The 20,436-nt window shown below is 64.5% G+C and carries 18 protein-coding genes and 1 pseudogene; 6 read left to right on the forward strand and 13 right to left on the reverse strand.

Features of this window, described 5'->3' with window-relative positions; translation table 11 throughout:
- The 3 genes from fixJ to ACM42_RS22840 all read left to right on the forward strand — a co-directional run bounded on the left by fixJ (position 1) and on the right by ACM42_RS22840 (position 1,877).
- Positions 1–618: a response regulator FixJ gene (gene fixJ / locus ACM42_RS22830; RefSeq protein WP_239622118.1), complete on the forward strand. Its 618-nt coding sequence runs from the start codon at positions 1–3 to the stop codon at positions 616–618.
- Positions 619–661: 43 nt separating this feature from the next.
- Positions 662–1,075, forward strand: coding sequence for a response regulator transcription factor (locus ACM42_RS22835; protein ID WP_271530043.1), 414 nt, complete (start codon positions 662–664; stop codon positions 1,073–1,075).
- A gap of 103 nt (positions 1,076–1,178) precedes the next feature.
- A complete protein-coding gene (locus tag ACM42_RS22840) occupies positions 1,179–1,877 on the forward strand; it encodes a helix-turn-helix domain-containing protein (protein ID WP_271530044.1) in 699 nt (232 codons plus the stop codon).
- A 65-nt stretch (positions 1,878–1,942) separates the two neighbouring features.
- Here the strand turns inward: ACM42_RS22840 and ACM42_RS22845 are convergent, their stop codons facing one another.
- From ACM42_RS22845 to ACM42_RS22860, 4 genes are read right to left on the reverse strand one after another with little or no spacing between them, the layout of a single operon-like run.
- Positions 1,943–3,229, reverse strand: a complete 1,287-nt coding sequence (locus ACM42_RS22845; protein WP_271530045.1) for an MFS transporter — start codon at positions 3,227–3,229, stop codon at positions 1,943–1,945.
- 23 nt (positions 3,230–3,252) lie between these two features.
- Complete coding sequence (locus ACM42_RS22850; protein WP_271530046.1) at positions 3,253–3,774, reverse strand: PRC-barrel domain-containing protein; 522 nt, start codon at positions 3,772–3,774, stop codon at positions 3,253–3,255.
- Positions 3,775–3,797: 23 nt separating this feature from the next.
- A complete protein-coding gene (locus ACM42_RS22855; RefSeq protein WP_271530047.1) occupies positions 3,798–6,002 on the reverse strand; it encodes an amylo-alpha-1,6-glucosidase in 2,205 nt (734 codons plus the stop codon).
- Between the two features lie 59 nt (positions 6,003–6,061).
- Entirely contained in the window at positions 6,062–7,825 is a 1,764-nt protein-coding gene (locus tag ACM42_RS22860; protein WP_271530048.1) for an ABC transporter ATP-binding protein, read from the reverse strand.
- A 275-nt stretch (positions 7,826–8,100) separates the two neighbouring features.
- On the opposite strand from ACM42_RS22860, the gene ACM42_RS22865 reads away from it, so the two are divergent.
- Positions 8,101–9,171, forward strand: a complete 1,071-nt coding sequence (locus tag ACM42_RS22865; protein ID WP_271530049.1) for a glycosyltransferase family 4 protein — start codon at positions 8,101–8,103, stop codon at positions 9,169–9,171.
- 186 nt (positions 9,172–9,357) lie between these two features.
- Here ACM42_RS22865 and ACM42_RS22870 read toward each other — a convergent pair whose 3' ends face one another.
- The 6 genes and pseudogenes from ACM42_RS22870 to ACM42_RS22890 all read right to left on the reverse strand — a co-directional run bounded on the left by ACM42_RS22870 (position 9,358) and on the right by ACM42_RS22890 (position 16,826).
- A complete protein-coding gene (locus ACM42_RS22870) occupies positions 9,358–11,286 on the reverse strand; it encodes an alkyl/aryl-sulfatase (protein WP_271530050.1) in 1,929 nt (642 codons plus the stop codon).
- Positions 11,287–11,408: 122 nt separating this feature from the next.
- Complete coding sequence (locus ACM42_RS22875; protein ID WP_271530051.1) at positions 11,409–12,566, reverse strand: GGDEF domain-containing protein; 1,158 nt, start codon at positions 12,564–12,566, stop codon at positions 11,409–11,411.
- 163 nt (positions 12,567–12,729) lie between these two features.
- Complete coding sequence (locus tag ACM42_RS38505) at positions 12,730–14,010, reverse strand: TRAP transporter large permease (protein WP_333921854.1); 1,281 nt, start codon at positions 14,008–14,010, stop codon at positions 12,730–12,732.
- 219 nt (positions 14,011–14,229) lie between these two features.
- A pseudogene (locus tag ACM42_RS38510) lies at positions 14,230–14,787 on the reverse strand (TRAP transporter small permease); the annotation flags it as partial.
- 68 nt (positions 14,788–14,855) lie between these two features.
- Complete coding sequence (locus tag ACM42_RS22885; RefSeq protein ID WP_271530053.1) at positions 14,856–15,857, reverse strand: DctP family TRAP transporter solute-binding subunit; 1,002 nt, start codon at positions 15,855–15,857, stop codon at positions 14,856–14,858.
- 198 nt (positions 15,858–16,055) lie between these two features.
- Positions 16,056–16,826 carry a methyltransferase domain-containing protein gene (locus tag ACM42_RS22890; protein WP_271530054.1) on the reverse strand — a complete coding sequence of 257 codons (771 nt, stop codon included), beginning with the start codon at positions 16,824–16,826 and terminating at the stop codon, positions 16,056–16,058.
- A gap of 141 nt (positions 16,827–16,967) precedes the next feature.
- On the opposite strand from ACM42_RS22890, the gene ACM42_RS22895 reads away from it, so the two are divergent.
- Together ACM42_RS22895 and ACM42_RS22900 are read left to right on the forward strand one after the other, a co-directional pair.
- The gene (locus ACM42_RS22895) at positions 16,968–17,711 is read left to right on the forward strand and encodes an SDR family NAD(P)-dependent oxidoreductase (RefSeq protein ID WP_271530055.1); all 744 of its coding nucleotides are present in this window, start codon (positions 16,968–16,970) and stop codon (positions 17,709–17,711) included.
- An 8-nt stretch (positions 17,712–17,719) separates the two neighbouring features.
- Positions 17,720–18,076, forward strand: a complete 357-nt coding sequence (locus ACM42_RS22900; RefSeq protein ID WP_271530056.1) for an SDR family NAD(P)-dependent oxidoreductase — start codon at positions 17,720–17,722, stop codon at positions 18,074–18,076.
- Here ACM42_RS22900 and ACM42_RS22905 read toward each other — a convergent pair.
- From ACM42_RS22905 to ACM42_RS22915, 3 genes are read right to left on the reverse strand one after another with little or no spacing between them, the layout of a single operon-like run.
- Positions 18,066–18,683, reverse strand: a complete 618-nt coding sequence (locus tag ACM42_RS22905) for a DsrE family protein (RefSeq protein ID WP_271530057.1) — start codon at positions 18,681–18,683, stop codon at positions 18,066–18,068. The genes ACM42_RS22900 and ACM42_RS22905 overlap by 11 nt on opposite strands.
- A 24-nt stretch (positions 18,684–18,707) precedes the next feature.
- On the reverse strand, positions 18,708–19,337 hold the full coding sequence (locus ACM42_RS22910; RefSeq protein ID WP_271530058.1) for a hypothetical protein: 630 nt from the start codon (positions 19,335–19,337) through the stop codon (positions 18,708–18,710).
- Positions 19,334–20,377 carry a TAXI family TRAP transporter solute-binding subunit gene (locus tag ACM42_RS22915; RefSeq protein ID WP_271530059.1) on the reverse strand — a complete coding sequence of 348 codons (1,044 nt, stop codon included), beginning with the start codon at positions 20,375–20,377 and terminating at the stop codon, positions 19,334–19,336. The genes ACM42_RS22910 and ACM42_RS22915 overlap by 4 nt, the downstream gene beginning before the upstream one ends.
- Between the last annotated feature and the right edge of the window lie 59 nt (positions 20,378–20,436).

The raw sequence follows: 20,436 nt of genomic DNA on the forward strand, positions 1-20,436 counted from the left end.
ATGACGACCAAGGGACACGTCTACGTCATCGACGACGATGCAGCGATGCGGGACTCGTTGAATTTCCTGCTGGATTCCGCCGGTTTCGACGTCACCCTGTTCGACGATGCCCTGGCCTTTCTCGAAGCCCTGCCCGGCCTCGACTTCGGCTGCGTGGTCTCCGACGTGCGCATGCCCGGCCTCGACGGAATCGAGCTGCTGAAGCGGATGAAGGCGCAGCAAAGCCCCTTCCCGATCGTGATCATGACCGGTCATGGCGACGTGCCGCTCGCGGTCGAGGCCATGAAGCTCGGGGCGGTCGATTTCCTGGAAAAGCCGTTCGATGACGACCGCCTCACCGCCATGATCGATTCGGCGATCCGCCAGGCCGAGCCCGCCGCCAAGAACGAAGCCGTCGCGCAGGACATCGCCGCCCGCGTTGCGTCCTTGAGCCCCCGGGAGCGTCAGGTCATGGAAGGGCTGGTCGCGGGCCTTTCCAACAAGCTGATCGCCCGCGAATACGACATCAGCCCGCGCACCATCGAGGTCTACCGGGCCAACGTCATGACCAAGATGCAGGCGAGCAGCCTCTCGGAACTGGTCCGCCTGGCGATGCGCGCCGGCATGCTCAACGATTGAGGCAAGTCAAGGCGCCTTTCCGGGGCCATGCTAACCGGAAAAGATGATCGAGGTCAGCTCACATCGCGCGTGGACGTCGTCCTCCCCACAGCCCACCGTCTTTGTGGTCGACGATGATGCCGCCGTCTTGGGATCCCTGCGGTTCCTGCTGGAGACCGACGGCTTCGCCGTGCGGACCTTCAGGAGCGGCACGGCGCTGCTCAATGTCAGCGCGCCTGGACCGGACTGCTACGTCATCGACTACAAGATGCCGGACATCAATGGCATCGACCTGGCCGGCCGGCTGCGCAAATCCGACCGCGACGCGCCTGTGGTCCTGATCACCGGCTATCCCGACGACAACATCTCGGCCCGGGCGGCGACGGCAGGCATCAAAGACGTGGTTTTGAAGCCGCTACTCGATGAAAACCTGGTCAAGTGCATCCGCCACGCCATCCAGGACCGCCCCCGCGCCTGACCTACGGGATTCTACGTAAGGCACCCCCCTTAAGATATCGCTCGAAATTTTCGAAGCCCCCGATACCGCGTAGGAAAGCGCCATCACAACGGAGATGGCGCAGATGCTGACCCAGACAATCAACACCCAGGCGATCAACACCCAAATCGGTGGCAAGATTGCCCCTGCCCACCCCGCAACCGACCAGTTCGGCGCGATCACGGGCCATGTCGGTCTGGTCGCCACCGAGTTCTCCTACGGCAAGGACGAGGAGATCTACGGCGACGACGAGGCGGCCGAATACGTCTATCAGGTGGTCACCGGCGCGGTGCGCAGCTACAAGCTTCTCTCCGACGGTCGCCGTCAGATCGGTGCCTTCCATCTCCCCGGCGACGTGTTTGGCCTCGAATCCGGTCCCACTCACCGCCTCGCCGCGGAAGCCATCATCGACACCACCGTGCGCCTCGTGAAGCGCGCGAGCCTCGAGAAGGCCGCTGGCACCGACGTGCAGGTTGCCCGCAAGCTCTGGGCGATGACCGCCGGTGAGCTTCGTCATGCCGAGGACCACATGCTGCTGCTGGGCCGCAAGACCGCGATGGAGCGTGTTGCGACTTTCCTGCTCGAAATGGACCGCCGCCTCGCCGTTGCCGGCATGATGGCGCTGCCGATGTGCCGCCGCGACATCGGCGATTATCTCGGCCTCACCCTCGAAACCGTGTCGCGCGCACTGTCGCAGCTTCACGCCCAGGGCATTCTCGGTTTCTCCGGCGCCCGCCAGATCGTGCTGCGCAACCGCCAGCGCCTGCACAATCTCGACGCCTAACCGTTTTTCTCCCCCGTGACTTGGCCGGCCGAACCCGATTCGGCCGGCCTTTTCTTTTGTCGCGATCATGCCTTGCGCCGGGTTTCCGGCATCATCAGCAGGATCAGAAGGAGCCCCGTCGCGGCGACGCCGGACAGCCCGATGAACGCGGTGGCATTGCCGAACTTGTCGCTGACATAGCCGCCGAGCACCGTGCTCAGCGATGCGCCGATGCCGGTCGCAGTCCCCACGATCCCCTGCGCCAGGTTGAAATGACCGCTGCCGAAGGCGACGTCGGCCACGATCAGCGGAATCATGACTGCGAACACCGCGGCGGTGAAGCCGTCGAACACCTGCACCAGCACCAGCAGATAGGGATCGCGCACGGTCGCAAACAGCAGTCCGCGAATCGTCAGCGCGCCGAATCCGATCAGGAGCAGCGGACGCCGGCCCCAGAGCTGCGCCTTGCGCCCGACCGTGGGCGACAGCAGCGCCACGATCGCCTGCGGCACGATGATGCAGGCGGCGACGAGCACGGTCGCCCATTGGCTCGACCGCGCCGTCACCGCGCTCGCCATCAGCGGCATCATCGCGGCGTTCGCGAGCTGCAACAACAGCACGCTGAGCGCGAAGACGATGAACGGACGCTGCCGGATCAAGTGCCAGATGTTGGTATCGCCGCGGTCCGCGGCTTCAGGCGGCATCTCGCCGTGACTGCGCCTGATGTCGACCTCATTCTCGCGGATGCGCGAGAGCGCGATCAGCGTCGGGATCGCGAGCAGGAAGGTGACCAGGAACACCGAGCGGCTCGACAGGAGATAGCCCGCGGTGCCCATCACCGCCGCCGCGACCCCGTTGCCCAGCGAGGCGAACCGCGCGTTGCGGCCGAGCCGCTCGCCGATCGCGAACGGACCGACGAGGCCAAGGCTGATCGCGGCGATCGCCGGCCCGAGCACGCAGCTCGCCGCTGCGTGCAAGGTGGCGGCGGCGACCACAACGGGGAAGATCGGCATGGCGGCATAGGCAAGCGCGCAGGCGCCGATGGTCGCAATCGCGAGGCCGGCGACCAGACGCTCCGACTTCGCGGCATCGATGATCGCGCCGCCCGGCATCTGTCCGATCAACGCGACGATGCCGCCGATCGACAGCACGAGGCCGATCTCGACCTGGGTCCATTTTTGCGTCGTCAGGTAGACCGCGATGAAGGGACCGAAGCCGGTCTGCACGTCGGCGAGGAAGAAGATGAACCAGTCGAGGCCGCGCAGGCTCTGGCGCGAGGGCGCCGGAATACCCGCGGCCGACGGCGCAGCGACGTTGTCCTGCTCGGCGCGGCCGCCGCGATCCGCATGGTTTGGCTTCCTCGACAACAGCACAGGCGTTGAGCCCTCCCGGCACCTCACTGGATCGCTTGCAGCGGCTGAAGGCTGCCGGACGCGCCGAGCACGACGATCGGCGTGTCTTCCTTGTACTCCGGCGCGGCCGCGACCTGCGCCTTGGTCAATTCGAGCGTGATGCTGTCCTTCTTGTTGGCGATCTTGCCGAAGCGCAGCGCGTTCCAGTCCACCACGATCTTGCGGCTGCCGACGCCGAGGAAGCCGCCGAAATCGATCGCCGCAGCGCGCACATGGCCGGTGCGATCGACGATGACGTCGACGATACGGCCCATGTCCTCGCCGGCGGCGCTGCGAACGTCGCGGCCGAGCACGCCGTGGGCCTCGCTCGCGCCGATGATGGTCACCGAGGGTGGCGGCGCGGCGTCCTTGGGCGTCACCGGAACGGTCGAGACCGGCGGCTGTGCCGTCGGCGGCGCATTCGCTTCATCCTGCCCTACGGGCTGATCCTCCGCGGCGCGCGACGGTGCGACCGTCAGGGCAACCACGATCGCCACGCTCAGGATCAACGCTCCGATCGCACGCATGACACCCTCCTCACGATGCACCGCTAGCGCGCCAGCACGATCGAGACCTGGATCTGGCCGCGTGTGCGCAGCACCTCCAGCGCCACGTCGTCGCCGTGGCGGCTGACGCGAAGATCGACGCTGGATTCGCCGAGGCGCAGATCACGCAGGATCACCTCGTTGAGGAACGCCGGCAGATGCGGATTGCGCAGGCGAATCTCGCCGCGCGCCACGTCGAACTCGAGGCCGAGCGCCGCCTCCAGCAGCGTGAACGGCGTCGCGCTGGCCCAGGCCTGCGGCGCGCAGGCGACCGGGTAGAGCGTCGGGCCGCGACGCTTCTCGCGCCGGAAGCCGCAGAACAATTCGGGCAGCCGGCGCAGATCCATATAGGTCGCGGCATCGAACAGCCCCTTGAAGACATGCGCCACCGTATGCTTGAGGCCGTAGCGCGCGAGCCCGAGCGCGATCAGCGCATTGTCGTGCGGCCAGATCGACCCGTCGTGATAGGACATCGGATTGTAGCGCACTTCGCCTTGCGCGACGGTGCGGATGCCCCAGCCGGAGAAGAAATGCGGCCGCATCAGATCGGCGGCGACGAGGCGGGCGCGATCCTCGCGGATCATGCCGCTGAACAGGACCTGCCCGGCGTTGGAGGTCCGCACCTTGCAGGGCCGCTTCTCGCCGTCGAGCGCGAGCGCATAGGTGCCGAGCTCTTCGCACCAGAACGACGTCTCGAAGCGCTCGGCGAGTGCCCTGGCTTCGGTCTCGAGCTTGCGTCCCCGCTCCGGCTTGCCGAGCCGTAGCGCGCAACGCGCCGCGAGCTGCTTGGCGGCAAAGACGTAGCCCTGGACTTCCGCGAGCGCGATATTGCCCTCAGCAAGCTGTCCGTCGGCATGGAAGATCGCGTCGTAGGAGTCCTTCCAGCCCTGGTTCGCCAGCCCCTTCTCGGTCGCGCGCTGGTATTCGACGAACCCGTCCTGGTCAGGATCACCAGGGCCGTCGATCCAGGCCAGCCCCGCCTCGATCGCCGGCCACAGCTCGATCAGCGTGGCCTCGTCGCCGGTGCGCTCGAAATAGCTTCCTGCGAGCAGCACGAACAGCGCGGTCGAATCGACGCTGCCGTAATAATGCGCGAACGGCACCTCCCCGAGCGCCGCCATCTCGCCGCCGCGCATCTCGTGCAGGATCTTTCCGGGCGCAGCGTCCGCGAGCGGATCGATCGCCGTGGCCTGGAAATGCGCGAGCCGGCGCAGGACGCCCTTGGCGACGCGCGGATCGACCCAGAGCATCTGGAGCGCCGTGATGAGGCCGTCGCGACCGAACGTCGTCGAGTACCAGGGGATGCCGGCATAGGGGTATCGCCCCTGCGGCGTTTCGGTCATCAGCATGTTGAGGTCGGCCATGGCCTGGCACAGCACCTCGTTGAAGATGTTGTTGGAGGTCTCGATGCTGGCCGCGCCCATGGTCAACTGCCGCATCTCGCGGCGGTGCGCCAGCAGCCCCGGGAAGAACCGCACCGGCTTTTCCGTCACCGGCCGGTTGCAGGACACGGCCACGAACAGCGATTTGGCCTGATGCGGCTCCAGGTCGAGCTCCCAGGTCGCGGCATTTGCCGAGAGCCGCGTCGGACGCGGGTCGAAATGCAGTCCGGTGGCCCGTTCGGCCTCGTCGAGGCCGCGATATTCGAACAGGATGTCGGTCGGCCCGAGCAGCCGGCTGGTTCCGATCCCGCGGCGCGGCCGCCGCTCGCCGCGGACCTCGAACAAGTCGGCGAAGTCGTTGCCGAACAGCAGCGTCAGGTCGACGCTGGTGCGCCGGTCGCCATGGTTCTGCACGCCGATGCGCTGATAGGCCGTGCCGCGCCACAGGAAGATCGTGCGCACGATGTGCAGCAGGTCCTTCTGCAGAACGAGGCTGCCCTGCCGGTAGATGTCCGGATTGGTGAGATCGACGGTCAATGCCGAATTGTCGTCGCGCAGATTCGAGCCGAGCAGCAGCGGCTGGAGATCGTCGAGCACGAGCTCGAGCCGCGCGAGGTAGCGCGTATCGTGATGGAACAGGCCGTCCGGCCCGCCGGCGGATGCGCCGATGTCGCCATGGCTGTCGAGCACGATGAAGGTGTCGTCGTGCTTGAGCGAACGCCGTGGCCGTGCCGACGGCCCCGTCATCGGGATATAGAACGGCTGTTCCGCGACCTGTTCCGAGGTCCGCGTCACGGAGACGAATTGGGTGACGGCTTCGGCCGACATGAGCTGCTCCCCTGCGCCTGTTTCAAAACGCAACCGACTCGAGAAACGCGACTGTTGGTTTACGCGGCAGCTTGCGCGAGCCGGCTCATTTCCTGCGTGACCAGCTCACGATACGGCCCGTGGCCCTGCATTAGCCGCTCGGGCGAGCCGTCCTCGATGATCTTACCATTTCTCAGCACCACCACGCGGTCGAAATTGCGCAGCGTCGCCAGTCGATGCGCGATCGCGATCACGGTGCGGCCGCGCATCAGGCGCGACAGCGCCTCGCGGATCGCCTCCTCGGACTCGCTGTCGAGCGCGGCAGTCGCCTCGTCCAACAGCAGGATCGGCGCATCCTTCAGGAAGGCGCGCGCGATCGCGATGCGCTGGCGCTGGCCGCCGGACATCTTGACACCGCGGTCCCCGACCATGGTGTCGAGGCCGTCAGGCAGGCTCTCGACGAAGTCGCAGCGCGCAGCGATCGCCGCGCGCAGCACCTCGTCGTCGGTCGCGTTCGGCCGGCCGTAGCGGATGTTCTCGCGAATGGAGCGATGAAACAAGGAAATGTCCTGGGGCACGACGGAAATCGCCTCGCGCAGGCTCAGCTGCGTCACCTTGGAGATGTCCTGGCCGTCGATGGTGACGCTGCCTTCGTCGACGTCGTAGAAGCGCTGGAGCAGTGTAAACAGGGTCGACTTGCCGCCGCCGGACTGCCCGACGAGGCCGACGCGCTGGCCCGGCTGGAGGCGCAGGCTGAACCGCTCGAAGATCTTCTCGCCGCCGGGATAGCCGAAGGTGACGTTGTTGAATGCGATTGCAGCGCCGCTCTTCACCAGCGGCTCGGCCTCGGGGTGGTCGCGCAATTCGTGCGGCACCAGCAGCGTGGCGATCGCCTCGGTCAGGCGTGCGACGTGCTGGGTGACGTCGACCAGCGCCACCGCAAGATCGCGCGTGGCGCTCAGGATGGAGATGCCAAGCGTACAGACCAGCACGACATCGCCGGTCGTCGCCTGGCCCTTCTGCCACAGCGTGATTGCCCAGGCCATCAGCGCGATCGTCAAAAGCACGGTGATAACGGCATGCAACAGCCGCAGCTTTTCCAGATAACGCAGGCTGCGGCTTCGCGCGGTGAGCTCCCGGTTCACCGTCGCGTCGAACCGCTCATGCTCGTGGCCGATGCCGCAGAAGGCACGGACCAGCGGCATGTTGCTGATCACGTCGATCATCTCGCCGTCGACCACCGCGGCCTTGTCGGCGAAATCGTCATGCAGCGGCTTGCCGGCGGCTGCCAGATGGAACATCGCAACCACCATGCCGCCGGCGATCACGATCAGGCCGAGTGCCATGTAAGGACTGACGGTTCCAATCAGGGCAATTGCCGCAATTGTGGCAATGCAGGGCGGCAACACGTTCCAGACGAACATGTTCTCGACGGTGAACACGGCGTTCGACGTCGCCGTGATGCGGCTCGTCAGCATGCCGGGCATCCGGTCCGAGAAGTAGCTCGGCGCATGCCCGGTCAGATGACGAAATATGTCACGGCGCAAATCACCCGTGACACGGACGAAGGTGAAGCTCGCGGTCCAGCTCGCGATCCGCCAAAGGAAGTTGTCGGCCGCGATCAGCGACATGAGCAGAATGAATGCCAGCCATACGCTGCCGCCATGCCCCGGTCCGGCGGACAGGCTGTCGACCAGGGATTTGACGCCATACTGGGTGCCCACGGAGCAGGCAACGGCCGCTACGACGGCGGCCAGGATCACCGAATGCGAAGCGAGACGACGCCGGAGATAGCGCAAGACAAAGGCAAATGGCCTGCGCGCGTATCCAGAAAGCTGATCCATATGGCTATCGCCCCGTTATGCTGATTTTCGTTTCGTTACTGGTCGAGTGAACATCGACCGCTTCGCCTCGGTTCCCGGGCAACGCCATCACGACATGCGGATGCGGGCGATGTGCGAAGATCTAGTGGCAGCATCGCGACGGTCCCCCGACGTGTCGAATATGTAACGTTCGGAGGAAGGAACTTCGCAGGTGCGGGAACGTTCCCTTGGCTGGGCATAGCCGGTGCCGATGTACGGGGGCTTTCAACGTTCATGATCGCAGAGGAGATGGTGAGATGCGCATCGCGCAGGTAGCTCCGTTGACGGAGGCTGTTCCACCCAAGCTGTATGGCGGCACCGAGCGGGTGGTGCATTGGTTGACGGAGGAGCTGGTAGCCCTTGGACACGACGTAACATTGTTCGCAAGCGGCGACTCGCAGACCTCGGCAAAGCTGGACGCGTTGTGGCCGAAGGCGCTCCGTCTCGACGGTTCCGTGCGCGATCCCAATGCGCTGCACATGGTGCTACTGGAGCGGGTGCGGCAGAAATGTGACGACGAGGAGTTCGACTTCCTCCACTTCCATCTCGACTACTATCCGTGGTCGCTGTTCCATCGGCAGCCGACGCCATTCGTGACCACGCTGCACGGCCGGCTCGACTTGCCGGAGCATCAGCCGGTCTTCAACACCTTCTCCAAGATTCCCGTCATCTCGATCTCCAACGCGCAGCGGCGGCCGGTGCCGCAGGCGAACTGGGTGACGACCATCCATCACGGCCTGCCGGAGAATCTGCTGACGCCGAAGCCGGCGAAACAGGAATATCTCGCGGTGCTCGGCCGCATCGCGCCGGAAAAAGGCGTCGACCGCGCCATCAAGATCGCGACTCATTGCGGCATTCCGCTCAAGATCGCGGCCAAGGTCGATCGCGCCGATCAGGATTATTACGACGAGCTGATCCGGCCGATGATCGAGAACAATCCGCTGGTCGAGTTCATCGGCGAGATCGGCGATCACGAGAAGTCGGACTTCCTGAGCGGCGCCCTCGGCCTCCTGCTGCCGATTGACTGGCCGGAGCCATTCGGCCTCGTCATGATCGAATCCATGGCCTGTGGGACGCCGGTGGTCGCCTTCAACCGCGGCTCGGTTCCGGAGATCGTCGACGATGGGCTGACCGGCTTCATCGTCGAAGACGTGATCAGCGCTGCCGGCGTGGTGAAACGCCTGCCGCAACTCGACCGCGCCGCGATCCGCAAGCAGTTCGAGACCCGCTTCACGGCACGGCGCATGGCGCTGGATTATCTTGCGGCCTATCGCAGCCTGACCGAGGCACAGGCGCCGCGGATCAAGCTGGTGAGCAGCGCGGAGTAGAGCTTCTACATCGCTGTCAGTCGAAGTGCCCTCTCCCCTTGTGGGAGAGGGCTTCGAGAGCGGAGCGGCGTACTCACTTGGGTGAGGGGTTGCTTCCGCATTGGAACTCTCCCAGCGGAGCAATACCCTCATCCGGCGCTTCGCGCCACCTTCTCCCACAAGGGGAGAAGGGAAAGAGAAAGCGTCCTATCTGACGACGGCCCGCTTCGGCTCGACGATCTCGAACATGCGCGGGAAGTCGTCCATCAGGCCCATCAGCTCGGCCAGCCGCATCGGGTTGCCCGATAGCTCAATCTTGCCGGCGGCAACCGCTTCCGGAAAGCTCGTCAGCTTCGCGATCACCTCGTCCAGCGTCGACCGTGCCAGCGTGAAGCTGGCGTCCGCATTTTCCGCCTGCACCCTCTCGGTGTAAGTCAGCGCGCAGTTCTCCAGATTGAGCACGAACGTCTCGCCGGTATCGGAAAAGCGCCAGTTCAGGACGATGTGCTTGCCTTCCGCCTTGGGACCGTTGAGGCGGATGCCGAGCACGTCCCAGAGCTGGGAGGTGCGGAGCGCCGCCAGTGTTTCGCGCGGCATCGGCGGACGCGCCGGCACCTTCGGCATGCCCTGGCGCAATTCCTGCGCGCCGAACAGATAGGCATTGCGCCAGGTCGCGCTCTCGGCGGCATAACCGAGCTGCTCCAGCGTATCGGCCAAGAGTGCACGCGCCGCCGCATTGTCCGGCTCGGCAAAGACGAGATGGCCGAGCACCTGCGCGACGAAACGGAACTCCCCCTTGTCGAAATCGGTGCGCGCCCGCGCCAGGATCGCGTCCGCGCCGCCCATGTACTCGACATACTTCCTGCCCGACTCGACCGGCGGCAGCGGATCGAGATTGACCGGATTGGCATCGTACCAGCCGAGATATTTCTGGTAGATCGCCTTCACATTGTGCCGGATATGGCCGTAATAGCCGCGGCCGTGCCAGGCGCCTTCCAGGCTCTTCGGCAGCTGGATCGTTTCGGCGATTTCGGCCGCGGTCAGGCCGTGGTTCATCAGACGGATGGTCTGGTCATGCGCGAACTTGTAGAGGTCGCGCTGCTGCCGGATCATCGTGCCGATGCGCTCGCGTCCCCACACCGGCCAATGGTGCTGGCCGCACATCGCCTCGGCCTTGCCGTCCCAGAGCTGCAAGGCCTCGCCCAGATATTTCGACCAGGCCAGCGCGTCACGCACGTCGGCGCCGCGGAAGGGCAACAGATTGTGGAAATTGTGCGTGCAGTTCTCGGCGAGGTTCAACAGCCTGTAGCGCGGAACGAAGAAGTGCATCTCCGCCGGCGCTTCGCTGTTCGGCGCCATCTGGAATTCGAATGCGACGCCGTCGATCACGCGCGTCTCGCCGGTCGCCATGATCAGATCCGTGGGGCGCAGCAGCGCGACGGAGCCCGCCGCCATCGACTTGCCGAGGCCGCAATCGACCTGCCCGCGCACGCCCTTGGCCAGAAGGGGTCCGAACTGGTACTGCGCCCGGCGCAGCATCGCAGGTCCTGCGATGATGTTCTCGGAGACGGCGTGCTCCATGAACAGGTTCGGCGCGATGATCGGCACGCTGCCAGTGGCGAGCGCATCCTCCGCCAGCACGCCGCGCGCGCCACCCCAATGGTCGGTGTGGGTGTGGGTGAAGATGATTGCCGCGACCGGCCGGGCGCCGCGGTGCTTGAAATAGAGATCGAGCGCGGCGCGGGCGCCTTCGATCGAGGTCAGCGTGTCCACGACGATGACGCCGCTGTCGCCCTCGATCAGCGTCATGTTGGCGATGTCGAGCCCGCGCACCTGGTAGACGCCGGGCACGACCTCGAACAGGCCGTGCTGCATGTTGAGGCGCGACTGCCGCCACAGGCTCGGATTGACCGTGTGCGGTGCCTGCTCGGCGGACAGGAAGCCATAGGGCTCGAGGCTCCAGACCGTCCGCCCTTGCGGATTCGTGATCGCCGCATTCTCGATCGTGCCGAGAAAGCCGCGCGCGGCGTCATCGAAGTCGCGCGTGTCGGAAAACGGCAGTGCGTTGAGCATGGCCTCGTGCTGAGCGATGACGGACGGCGATGCGTCCTTTGGCTCGCTGCTGGATTCCGTCATGTTGCTCCTCCCCGCCTGATGCACGGCATCTAACCGCATCTTGCGGTCGATTGCCATTGGAGGACACGAAGGAAATGGAGCCAGATGCCTTCTCCCTTCCCCACGAGGAGAGGGTGCATGGGCTAGGCAGCGACGCCTTCAACGGCTTGGCGCGATGCCATGGCGTTGTCCGCCATCCGCAGCTCGCTGGCCAGCACGTAGCCGCCACGATTTTGCTTGGCCCGATAGAGCGCCTTGTCCGAGCGCGACAACAGCGCCTCTGCGGTTCGGCCGTCATCCGGGGCGACGGCAACACCGACGCTCGCACCGAGATCGATCACCTGTCCGTCAACCTCGTATGGCGTGCCGATCGATTGCACGATCCGCCGTGCCATCGCCTCCGCGTCGGACGCGGCGCGCTGCACCAGAACGAACTCGTCGCCGCCCATGCGGATCACGAGGTCGTCAGGCGCGGCCAGCGCCTTGAGCCGCCCGGCGACCTGCTTCAGCAGCGCATCGCCGGCGGGGTGGCCGAACCGGTCGTTCGCTTCCTTGAAGCGGTCGAGATCCAGCGTATGGACGGCAACCATCCCGGCCGACAGCATCACGGGCAGATCCCTTGCCAGCACCGAACGATTGGACACGCCGGTCATCGGGTCGGAGCGTGCGAGCTGCTCGAACTGGCGCTTGAGCGTGATCTGGCTGATCGAGGCGTTGAAGCTGAGCCGAACCATCTCGAAGCTCGCGACCACGTACATCAGAATGAGGAGACCGAGCCCGACATGGCGGAGATCGGGCTGCATGAAGCTCACGATCGCGGCAGGCGCGGCGATCGCGGCGAGATCGAGCAGCGCCGCAGCGGGACGCAGCGCCAGCCGCGCCACCACGCCGGCGCCGAAGCCGAAACCGATGCCGACCGCCATCACGCAGCAGAGCGCATCGCCCAGCACGATGCTGCGCGCGGCAAACACGCCAAGCACGAGGGCCGTTACAACGGTGCCGGCAATGTAGCGCCGCTCCCAGCGCACGGCCTCGGCCCGGCCGAGCCGTGGCGGAGCCGCGAGGCGGCGGCGGAATGCAAGTATCTCGACGAGACGGACAATCGCCACCACCAGCCCGGCGACCGTCAGGCCGGCCGTCATCATGTCACCGGTCTCGTAGGTCGTGATGGCGCCGACCATCGCCTGGCAGGCGGCCGCGAGAATGGTGGGCATCATCGTGCCGTGAAGGCCCGTGATGACTTCCAAATGGACGGCGTCCGAAATCGACGCCGGTCCGGATTCCATTCTGTTGAAGAACATGCCAGCTCCCATCCACTGGCATTTATCTACCGAAGACCCGTAAAGATGCGTTCGCTACTCAAGGATCGCATTTGAGCGTGCGGATTTACCGCGCATTAGCCATGTCTCGCCCCAGGACGGACGGAGACGCATACTGATTGTCTCCGTCCCCGCCTCGCGGCGGCTACATGCCCAGCAGCCGCGGCAGCCACAATGACAGGCCGGGCCAATACGTCACCACGACGAGGAATCCCAGCATGGTCAGGAGCCACGGCCACACCGCGACCGTCAGCTCGGTGATGCCCATCTTGGCGATGCCGGAGGCGACATAGAGGTTGAGGCCGACCGGCGGATGGCACAGTCCGACCTCCATGTTGACCGTCATCAGGATACCGAAATGGATCGGATCGATGCCGAGCTTGATGGCGACCGGAAACAGGATCGGCGCCATGATCAGGATGATCGAGGACGGCTCCATCACGTTGCCCGCCACCAGCAACAGCAGGTTGACGAGCAGCAGGAAGCCGATCCACCCCAGGCCCTGGTCGATCATCCATTGCGCCAGCGCCTGCGGTACGTTCTCGTAGGTCATCAGGAACGAGAACAGCACGGCGTTGGTGATGATGTAGAGCAGCATCGCGGAGAGATTCGCCGACGACAGCAGCACGCGCGGCACGTCGCGCAGCCTCAGGTCCTTGTAGATGAACACGGCGACGATGAAGGCGTAGACCGCGCTGACGGCGGCAGCTTCAGTCGGCGTGAACAGGCCGCTGTAGATGCCGCCGATCACGATCACGATCAGCAGGATGCCCCAGATCGACTTGCGGAACGCATCGAGACGCTCGAGGAAGGTGGCCTTCCGCATCCGCGGATAGTCGTTGCGCCAGGCCCGATAGAACGTCGTGGCGCCGAGCAGCGAGGCGAGCGCAAGCCCCGGCACGATGCCGGCGATGAACAGCTTGCCGACCGAGCTGTTGGTGGACACGGCGTAGAGCACCATCGGGATCGACGGCGGAATGAGAATGCCGAGCGAGCCCGACGTCGTGATCACGCCCGCGCCGAACCGTTTCGGAAAGCCTTGTGCGACCATGGCGGGAAGGATCACCGAGCCGATCGCCACGACGGTTGCCGGCGAGGAGCCGGAGATGGCGGCAAACAACGCGCAGGCGACCACGCCCGACAGAGCCAGACCACCGTACCAATGGCCCACCAGCGAGGTTGCGAAGGTGATCATCCGCCGCGCCACGCCGCCATGGGTCAGGAAGTTGCCAGCGAGGATGAAGAACGGGATCGCCATGATCTCGAAATTCTCGATGCCGGTGAACAGCTTCAGCGCCACCGATTCGGTCCGCACGTCGGTCAGCGTGAACATGAAGCTGAGCACGGTCAGACCCAGCGCGATCGAGATCGGCATGCCCGTCAGCATCAGCGAGAGCAGCAGCGCGAACACGATGGCGACGCGCACGCCCTGCGGCAGCGTGATGAGATGGCCTGCATGGGCGAAGCAGATCGCGACGATCAGGACCGGCAGCAGCATCAGGATCCAGCCGAGCGGGCTGCGCTCGTCGCGGACGACCTGGCTGGGCGTGACCGGCGCCGGATGCACCGGATCCGCCTCGACACCCTCGACGCCCGCCATGTCGTGATGCGGCAGCTCGCCGGTGCGGTAGAACGACCAGGCGACCTGCAGGAAGCGGAAACACATCAGGCCGGAGCCGAGCGGGATCGTGAGATAGACCATCCACATCGGCGCTTCGAGATCGTTGGATTGCTGGCCGCTCTGCCACATGTGGCCGACGAAGGCGGCCCCGAAATAGCCGACGATGGCGGTGAAGAGCGCGCCGCACAGAAGACCGAAAGTGATGACGCGCCGGCGCGATCCGCCGGGAAGCAGGTTGACGAGCACGTCGACGCCGACATGGATGCCCGTGCGCACGCCGTAGGCGGCGCCGAACTTCGCCATCCAGATGAACATGTAGATGCAGAGTTCCTGTGCCCAGGACAGGTCGAGCGCGGCAAGCCACACGAACACCGCTCGCGCCGGCACGGCAAGGAAGGCGAGATTTCGCGCTTCCGCCCATTTGGCGATGTCGATCGACAGCCCGGCACCGTAGCGATGCAGCACGGCGACGAAGATGAGCGATGTCGCAGCCGCGATCATCGTCGCGATCAGCCACTCCTCGAGATGATCGAGAAAACGATTCAGCGCACGCAGCAACTTGGTCCCCCCAGGTTGGATCATTCAAGCGCAACGGCCGGGAGTGCGATCACCCCCGACCGTTGGTATTGTTCTTGTTAGGGCGCAGCCCGTCAGTTCATCTTGACGTCGAGTTCCTTGGCGACGAGATCGAGCACCTCCTGCCCGACCCGCCCCTTTGCCCATTTATACGTCGGCTGCATCGCCTCCTGCCAGGCCTTGCGGTCGGCGTCGGTGAGATAATGCAGACTGGTCTTCCCCGTCTTCTTGATCTCGGCCAGCGCGTCCTCGTTCTCCTGCCGCGCGATCGAGTTGGTGTAGTCGGTCGCCTCCGCCATCGCCTTGTCCAGCTTGGTGCGGATATCGGGCGGAAGACCTGACCAGAACTTCGAATTGACGATGACAGCATATTGCAGATGCGCGTGATAGGATACGGTGATGTCCTTCTGCACCTCGTAGAACTTTTGCGTGAGGTAGTTTGACGCCGTGTTCTCGCAGCCGTCAACCACGCCGGTCTGCAAGGCCTGGTAAACCTCCGAGAACGCCATGATCTGCGGGATCGAGCCCATGATGCGGAGATACTGGTCGGCGACCTTCGATCCGGAGATGCGGAATTTCAGCCCCTGGAAATCGGTCGGCTTCAGCAAGGGACGGTTGGCGGACAGCATGTGGAAGCCGTTGTCCCAATAGGCGAGCCCGGTGATGCCCTTGGCCTCGAGCTTCTGGAACAGCCACTTGCCGATCGTGCCCTTCACCGCGTTGGCATAGGTCTGGTCGTCCCTGAACAGCCAGGGCAGGTCGAGCGCCTCGAACTCCTTGACGCCGAGTGGCGCGAATTTCGCCGTCGAGGGCGCAAGCATCTGCACCGAGCCGAGCTGCAGCGCCTCGATCTCCTCCTTGTCCTTGTAGAGCGTGGAGTTCGGGTAGACTTCGACCTTGACCTTGCCGTCGGTGTACTTCTCGGCGAGCTCCTTGAATTTCAGCGCGCCCTTGCCCTTCGGGGTCTCGTTGGCGACCACGTGGCTAAACTTGATGACGATGGGACTCTGGGCTTGGGCGATGGCGGGAGCCAAGAGAACAGCCGCGGCGGCGACCGCGGCAAGCAGCGTGCGCATGAACGTACCTCCCAACAACTCGGAAACCGGGTTCTTCTTGTCTTTCAGGTCGGTCCTGGCAGCAATCCGCTACCCGAACAACTAGACCTAAGCCCCATTTGCCGCAGCCAAGCTAACTTGAGGACGGCTGCATGCGCAACCCGGCGTCCGCGCGAGTCCAAAGGGAACGAACGCTTGTGCCGCAATGCGGCAGTGCAATCAGCCTTTGCGCTGGGCGACCATGAAGAGGCGCCGGAACGGGAACAGCGTCTGCCCCGCAGCATTCTTCGGATAGGCCTTTGCGACGCGCCTCCCGTAGGCGGCTTCGAACGCGATCTTCTCCTCGCCTTGCAGGACGTCGAGATAGCGCGTCAGCCAGGTCCCCTTGGTCCATTCCTTCACGGGGTTCTCGCCCTCGAGCACCTGGAGGTATTCGGTCTCCCAGATGTCGATGCTGGCTGACATCGGCGCAAGCAGATCGTGATAGAAGGCCGGTTCCTCGACCGGCGGCGGCGTGACGAGATGCTCGACCTTGGACCGCCACGGACCATCCAGCGCGGTCTCGCCGATCAGCACATGCGAAGGCGCGGTGAAGTTGCGCGGCATCTGCACCGCGAGCATGCCCCCACGCGCCACCTTCTCCATCAGCGACGGAAACAGTGCCGCATGATCGGGCAGCCAGTGCAGTGCGGCATTGGAATAGATCAAGTCGTACTGCCCGGCGGGACTCCAATGGCCGAGATCCTCATGCGACCATTCCACGTCCGGCGCCGCCTTCCGCCCCGCGGCGACCATCTCGGCCGAGCCCTCGACACCGGTCACGCGCGCATCCGGCCAGCGCTCCCTGATCAGCTTCGTCACGTTGCCGGCGCCGGCGCCGAGATCGGCGATCGCGCGCGGGGCAAAATCCGGAATCCGCGACAGGAGGTCGACGGCGGGCCGGAGCCGATGGCCGGAGAACTTCAGATATTGCTGCGGGTCCCAGACCATCGTGTCAGCCTTTTCTTTTTCGTGTTTCCTTCGCCGAAGCGCTTGGTTACCACTGCTCGTCTCGGTTCGGCAAATCGCCGCACTCGGGACGGGGCAGGAAACGAACAGCAAAGCGCAAGGCAACCAAGAGAGCGTGCGACCATGGACCTCGGGCTAAAATCGAAAACCGCTGTCATCACCGGCGCGAGCATCGGCATCGGCCGCGCCATCGCCAAGGGCCTGGCGGCGGAAGGCGTGCGCATCATCGGCGTGGCACGCCGCACCGACCTGCTGGCCGAGCTGGCGAAAGAAGTCGGCGGCGGATTGATCACACCGTTCGAGCAGGACGTGATGGCCAAGGACGCAGCTGAGAACATTGCGGCCTTCGGGCTGAAGGAGCTCGGCCATGTCGACATCCTCGTCAACAATGCCGGCGGCAGCCGTCCCCTCCCCGTCGATGCGCCCGACAGCAAGTGGGACGAGGCGATCGCGCTGAACTTCACCAGCTATCGCCGCATCGCGCATGCGCTGCTACCGCAGATGATCGAACGCAAATGGGGCCGCATCGTCAACATTACCGGCAAGTCCGAGCCGGAAGGCCTCAACGCCGCCTTCGCCGCCAAGGCCGCCGTGCACGCCTGGGCCAAGGGCCTGTCGCGCGAGATCGGCGCGCACGGCATCACCATCAACTGCATCCCGCCCGGCCGCATCATGAGCGAGCAGATCCGCCGCAACTACGCGCCGGATTATCGCGAGCGCTTTGCGGAAGAGGAAATCCCGGTCGGCTATTGGGGCGAGCCGGAGGACCTCGCGGCCCTCGCGGTGTTCCTGGCCTCGCCGGTGGCGCGGTACATCACGGGGACGGTGATCCCGGTGGATGGGGGTTTGCGAAGGTATCAGTTTTAGGCAGGCAGATGCCCCAAGGCGCGCACGTCGTCCGCGTCGCGCGACGGAGCGATCTGCCCGCCGAACTGGCGCAGGAGGTGTGCGGCGAATTGATCACGCCGTTCGAGCAGGACGTGATGGCCGAGGTCGCCGCTGAAAACACGGCCGCCCTCGCGCTGAGGGAGTTCGGCCACGTCGACATCTTCGTCAACAATGACGGCGGCAGCCGCCCGCTCGCGCTGGACTTCACGGGCTATGGCCGCATCGCGCATGCGCTGTTGCCGCGGATGATCGAACGCAAACGGGGCCGCATCGTCAGCATCGGAATCCACTCGGCCGGCGAAACGCATGCGGTGCCCGCTTTGGCGCCCGATCTCACGGTTTGACGTAGCTCCAGCCCTGTTCCTGCAACTCCATGACGCGGACGACACCGGATTTGACAACCGTGGCCTGCGGAATCAGACTTATGTCCTTGTTCTCCGCCTTACGCATGTTTTCCTGCGTATTGCCGCAAGCCTTGAAGGAGATTTCCGGATGGCTCATCGCGAGGAGCTCGATGCGCGGCTTTACCGGCGAGGTGTCATCGCGCAGCATGTGAAGCCCGGGACCAAAGGTGACGACCTCGATCGACACTGGTTCACCGAGATCGCGGTAGTATTGCGCGACGTTGGTCGCATTGTTGAGTGTGAGGTTCATCATCGCTGGTTCGTTGGAATTGACCTGCAAGATCAGCCGATGTGACTTCCTGGCGGCCTCAGGTTTGGTCATCTGAGCCAGCGCTCCCTCGTTCGCGGGGTTGCGCTTGCTGGTGTGAAGCTGCCCAGGTTTTCCCGCTTGCTTATCTCGACTTGAATGCTTCTGGCTGCCCGCCTGGGTCGTCGCGCTCGCCTGCAGGATCGACTGGTTGTCCTGCTGCGCCTGCGCGTCCGGTCCGGCCAAAAGCAGCATCGCCAAGCTGCTGATGACTGCCATCGCCAACTTTGGATTGATCATCTCGTTTCTCCCTCTCCCTGATCCTCACCGTCCTGGTCTGGCGACCGCATGTGGCCATTTGCATGCAGCCCCAACTTTCTCGCGCACGTTCCTGAATCCGCCGAGCGGGAATTGTCCCTCCTGCACCACGCCGGTGCGGATGGAGAGACGCACATTGATGTAACCGTCATCGGGCAGCGACCTCAGCAACCGCACGACGTCGCCCCCGAAAGCAACGCCGGAGCCGAATGACGGCGCGGCAGCCGCGAGTTGCATTGGCGGCTCCGCATTGAGCTGAAGGGAGACGGCGTATTCATTGGCACTGCGTGACATCGTCGGTCCTGCGACTACGATTTCCGTGCGGCCTTTACGGCAGTGGATTGCGAGTTGCATCGCAGCACCATCCGAACTGCCGATCGAAGAGGTGGTGGCCGTGACGATCGGTGAATAGTCGACTGGCGAAGTGGTCTCGCTGATCAGCCAGCCATCGTCTGACGCGCGCCGGCCGGGCGGTGGAATCCTGCGTGACAGATCCTGAAGACATTCCACCCGGCCTTGCCCCGCCATCGCCGAGCAAGCCCGAAGTGCTTCCATGGGATCGCTCGCGCTTTGCGCGTAGGCGATTCCGCAGGCCACATTGAAAGCGACGGCGAGCGGAGGAGCCGCACTCTTCATGGCCGAGCCTGTGCGCTGCGCGCCTTGCGATCCAGCCAATCCTGTGCGGCCTGGAAGCGAGTGAGCCCTGGCACGGTTGCCGCGAGATTGATCGACTGCCATTTCGAATCGAAGCCCGGCGCCTGCAGCCTGTCGATTCGCGAGAATAGATAGTCGACGAGGCGCGCCACGCGTTGGTAGCGATTCGATTGTTGCGGCCAGTTGAACGCAACGAGCGCTGTCGGCACCGCAATCGTCGAGATCCGCTCGCCTTGCCTGATCAGACTGGGATACTCGTTGGCCTCAAGGGTCGCGGGCAGATAATAGTCCTCGAACTTCCTGTCGTAGTTGACCGGCAGGAACTTGAATCCAGCATCCCAGCGGCCCCTCACGAAGGCGTCGACGGGTTTCGATGTAATGAACACGACGGCCGACATCTCGCCTTTGCGCATCTGTTCCAGGGCCAACTGATGCGGAATGAACGTCTTGTCGACATCGATGCCGAGACGGCTGAAGATCAGTGGTCCTGAATAGGCCGCTGCGGTGCCCAGGGTGTTGAAGTTCACCTTCTTGCCGGCAAGATCCTTCAGGCTTGTGATCTCGGGCCGTACGAAAATGTGCAGCTCGGATGGGAAGAGATTGAGCAGATACGTGATGCGGCTTCGGATCTGCGGTGCCTGAACCTTATATTCGTCGAGCGCATCGGAATTGATGATGGCGGTATCGACGCCACGCAAATACAGCAGCGCATTCAGATTGTCGGTGGCTCCCCGCGTGACGATCGGCAGGAGATGCAGGTTTGCTCCGTCGTCGACGACGCGAGCCATTTCTGCGGCGAGGCGGATCGGTGCGCCCTCGAGCAGACCGCCGGCGAGCCCGACCGTCCAGGCGTTCATCCGATCCTTTTCATTCTCCGGCGGGAGCGGCCTTCGGACGAGTTGAGCATCAGTCCTGGTATTTCCCGCCGTTTGCGCTTCGAGGCAGGCCGTCTGAAGCAGCATCGCGACCGGCAGCAACCCGGCGAGCAGGAGCAGCGAGAGTGACCTTGGCGCCTTGTTCATGTCGTTTCCCTTCCGAATCAGCCACCGCAACCGTTGGTCCGCAGGACTGCAACACGTCC

It is taken from the genome of Bradyrhizobium sp. CCBAU 25338, from assembly GCF_028128965.1.
In the GTDB taxonomy this organism is placed as follows: domain Bacteria; phylum Pseudomonadota; class Alphaproteobacteria; order Rhizobiales; family Xanthobacteraceae; genus Bradyrhizobium; species Bradyrhizobium liaoningense.

Bases quoted from the DNA above. Each gene is read 5' to 3' on its own strand.
- ACM42_RS22870 (WP_271530050.1), bottom strand. From the start codon at position 11,286: ATGACGGAATCCAGCAGCGAGCCAAAGGACGCATCGCCGTCCGTCATC.
- ACM42_RS22865 (WP_271530049.1), top strand. From the start codon at position 8,101: ATGCGCATCGCGCAGGTAGCTCCGTTGACGGAGGCTGTTCCACCCAAG.
- ACM42_RS22875 (WP_271530051.1), bottom strand. From the start codon at position 12,566: ATGTTCTTCAACAGAATGGAATCCGGACCGGCGTCGATTTCGGACGCC.
- ACM42_RS22885 (WP_271530053.1), bottom strand. From the start codon at position 15,857: ATGCGCACGCTGCTTGCCGCGGTCGCCGCCGCGGCTGTTCTCTTGGCT.
- ACM42_RS22895 (WP_271530055.1), top strand. From the start codon at position 16,968: ATGGACCTCGGGCTAAAATCGAAAACCGCTGTCATCACCGGCGCGAGC.
- fixJ (WP_239622118.1), top strand. From the start codon at position 1: ATGACGACCAAGGGACACGTCTACGTCATCGACGACGATGCAGCGATG.
- ACM42_RS22840 (WP_271530044.1), top strand. From the start codon at position 1,179: ATGCTGACCCAGACAATCAACACCCAGGCGATCAACACCCAAATCGGT.
- ACM42_RS22890 (WP_271530054.1), bottom strand. From the start codon at position 16,826: ATGGTCTGGGACCCGCAGCAATATCTGAAGTTCTCCGGCCATCGGCTC.
- ACM42_RS22915 (WP_271530059.1), bottom strand. From the start codon at position 20,377: ATGAACAAGGCGCCAAGGTCACTCTCGCTGCTCCTGCTCGCCGGGTTG.
- ACM42_RS22835 (WP_271530043.1), top strand. From the start codon at position 662: ATGATCGAGGTCAGCTCACATCGCGCGTGGACGTCGTCCTCCCCACAG.
- ACM42_RS22860 (WP_271530048.1), bottom strand. From the start codon at position 7,825: ATGGATCAGCTTTCTGGATACGCGCGCAGGCCATTTGCCTTTGTCTTG.
- ACM42_RS22905 (WP_271530057.1), bottom strand. From the start codon at position 18,683: ATGATCAATCCAAAGTTGGCGATGGCAGTCATCAGCAGCTTGGCGATG.
- ACM42_RS22900 (WP_271530056.1), top strand. From the start codon at position 17,720: ATGCCCCAAGGCGCGCACGTCGTCCGCGTCGCGCGACGGAGCGATCTG.
- ACM42_RS22910 (WP_271530058.1), bottom strand. From the start codon at position 19,337: ATGAAGAGTGCGGCTCCTCCGCTCGCCGTCGCTTTCAATGTGGCCTGC.
- ACM42_RS22850 (WP_271530046.1), bottom strand. From the start codon at position 3,774: ATGCGTGCGATCGGAGCGTTGATCCTGAGCGTGGCGATCGTGGTTGCC.
- ACM42_RS22855 (WP_271530047.1), bottom strand. From the start codon at position 6,002: ATGTCGGCCGAAGCCGTCACCCAATTCGTCTCCGTGACGCGGACCTCG.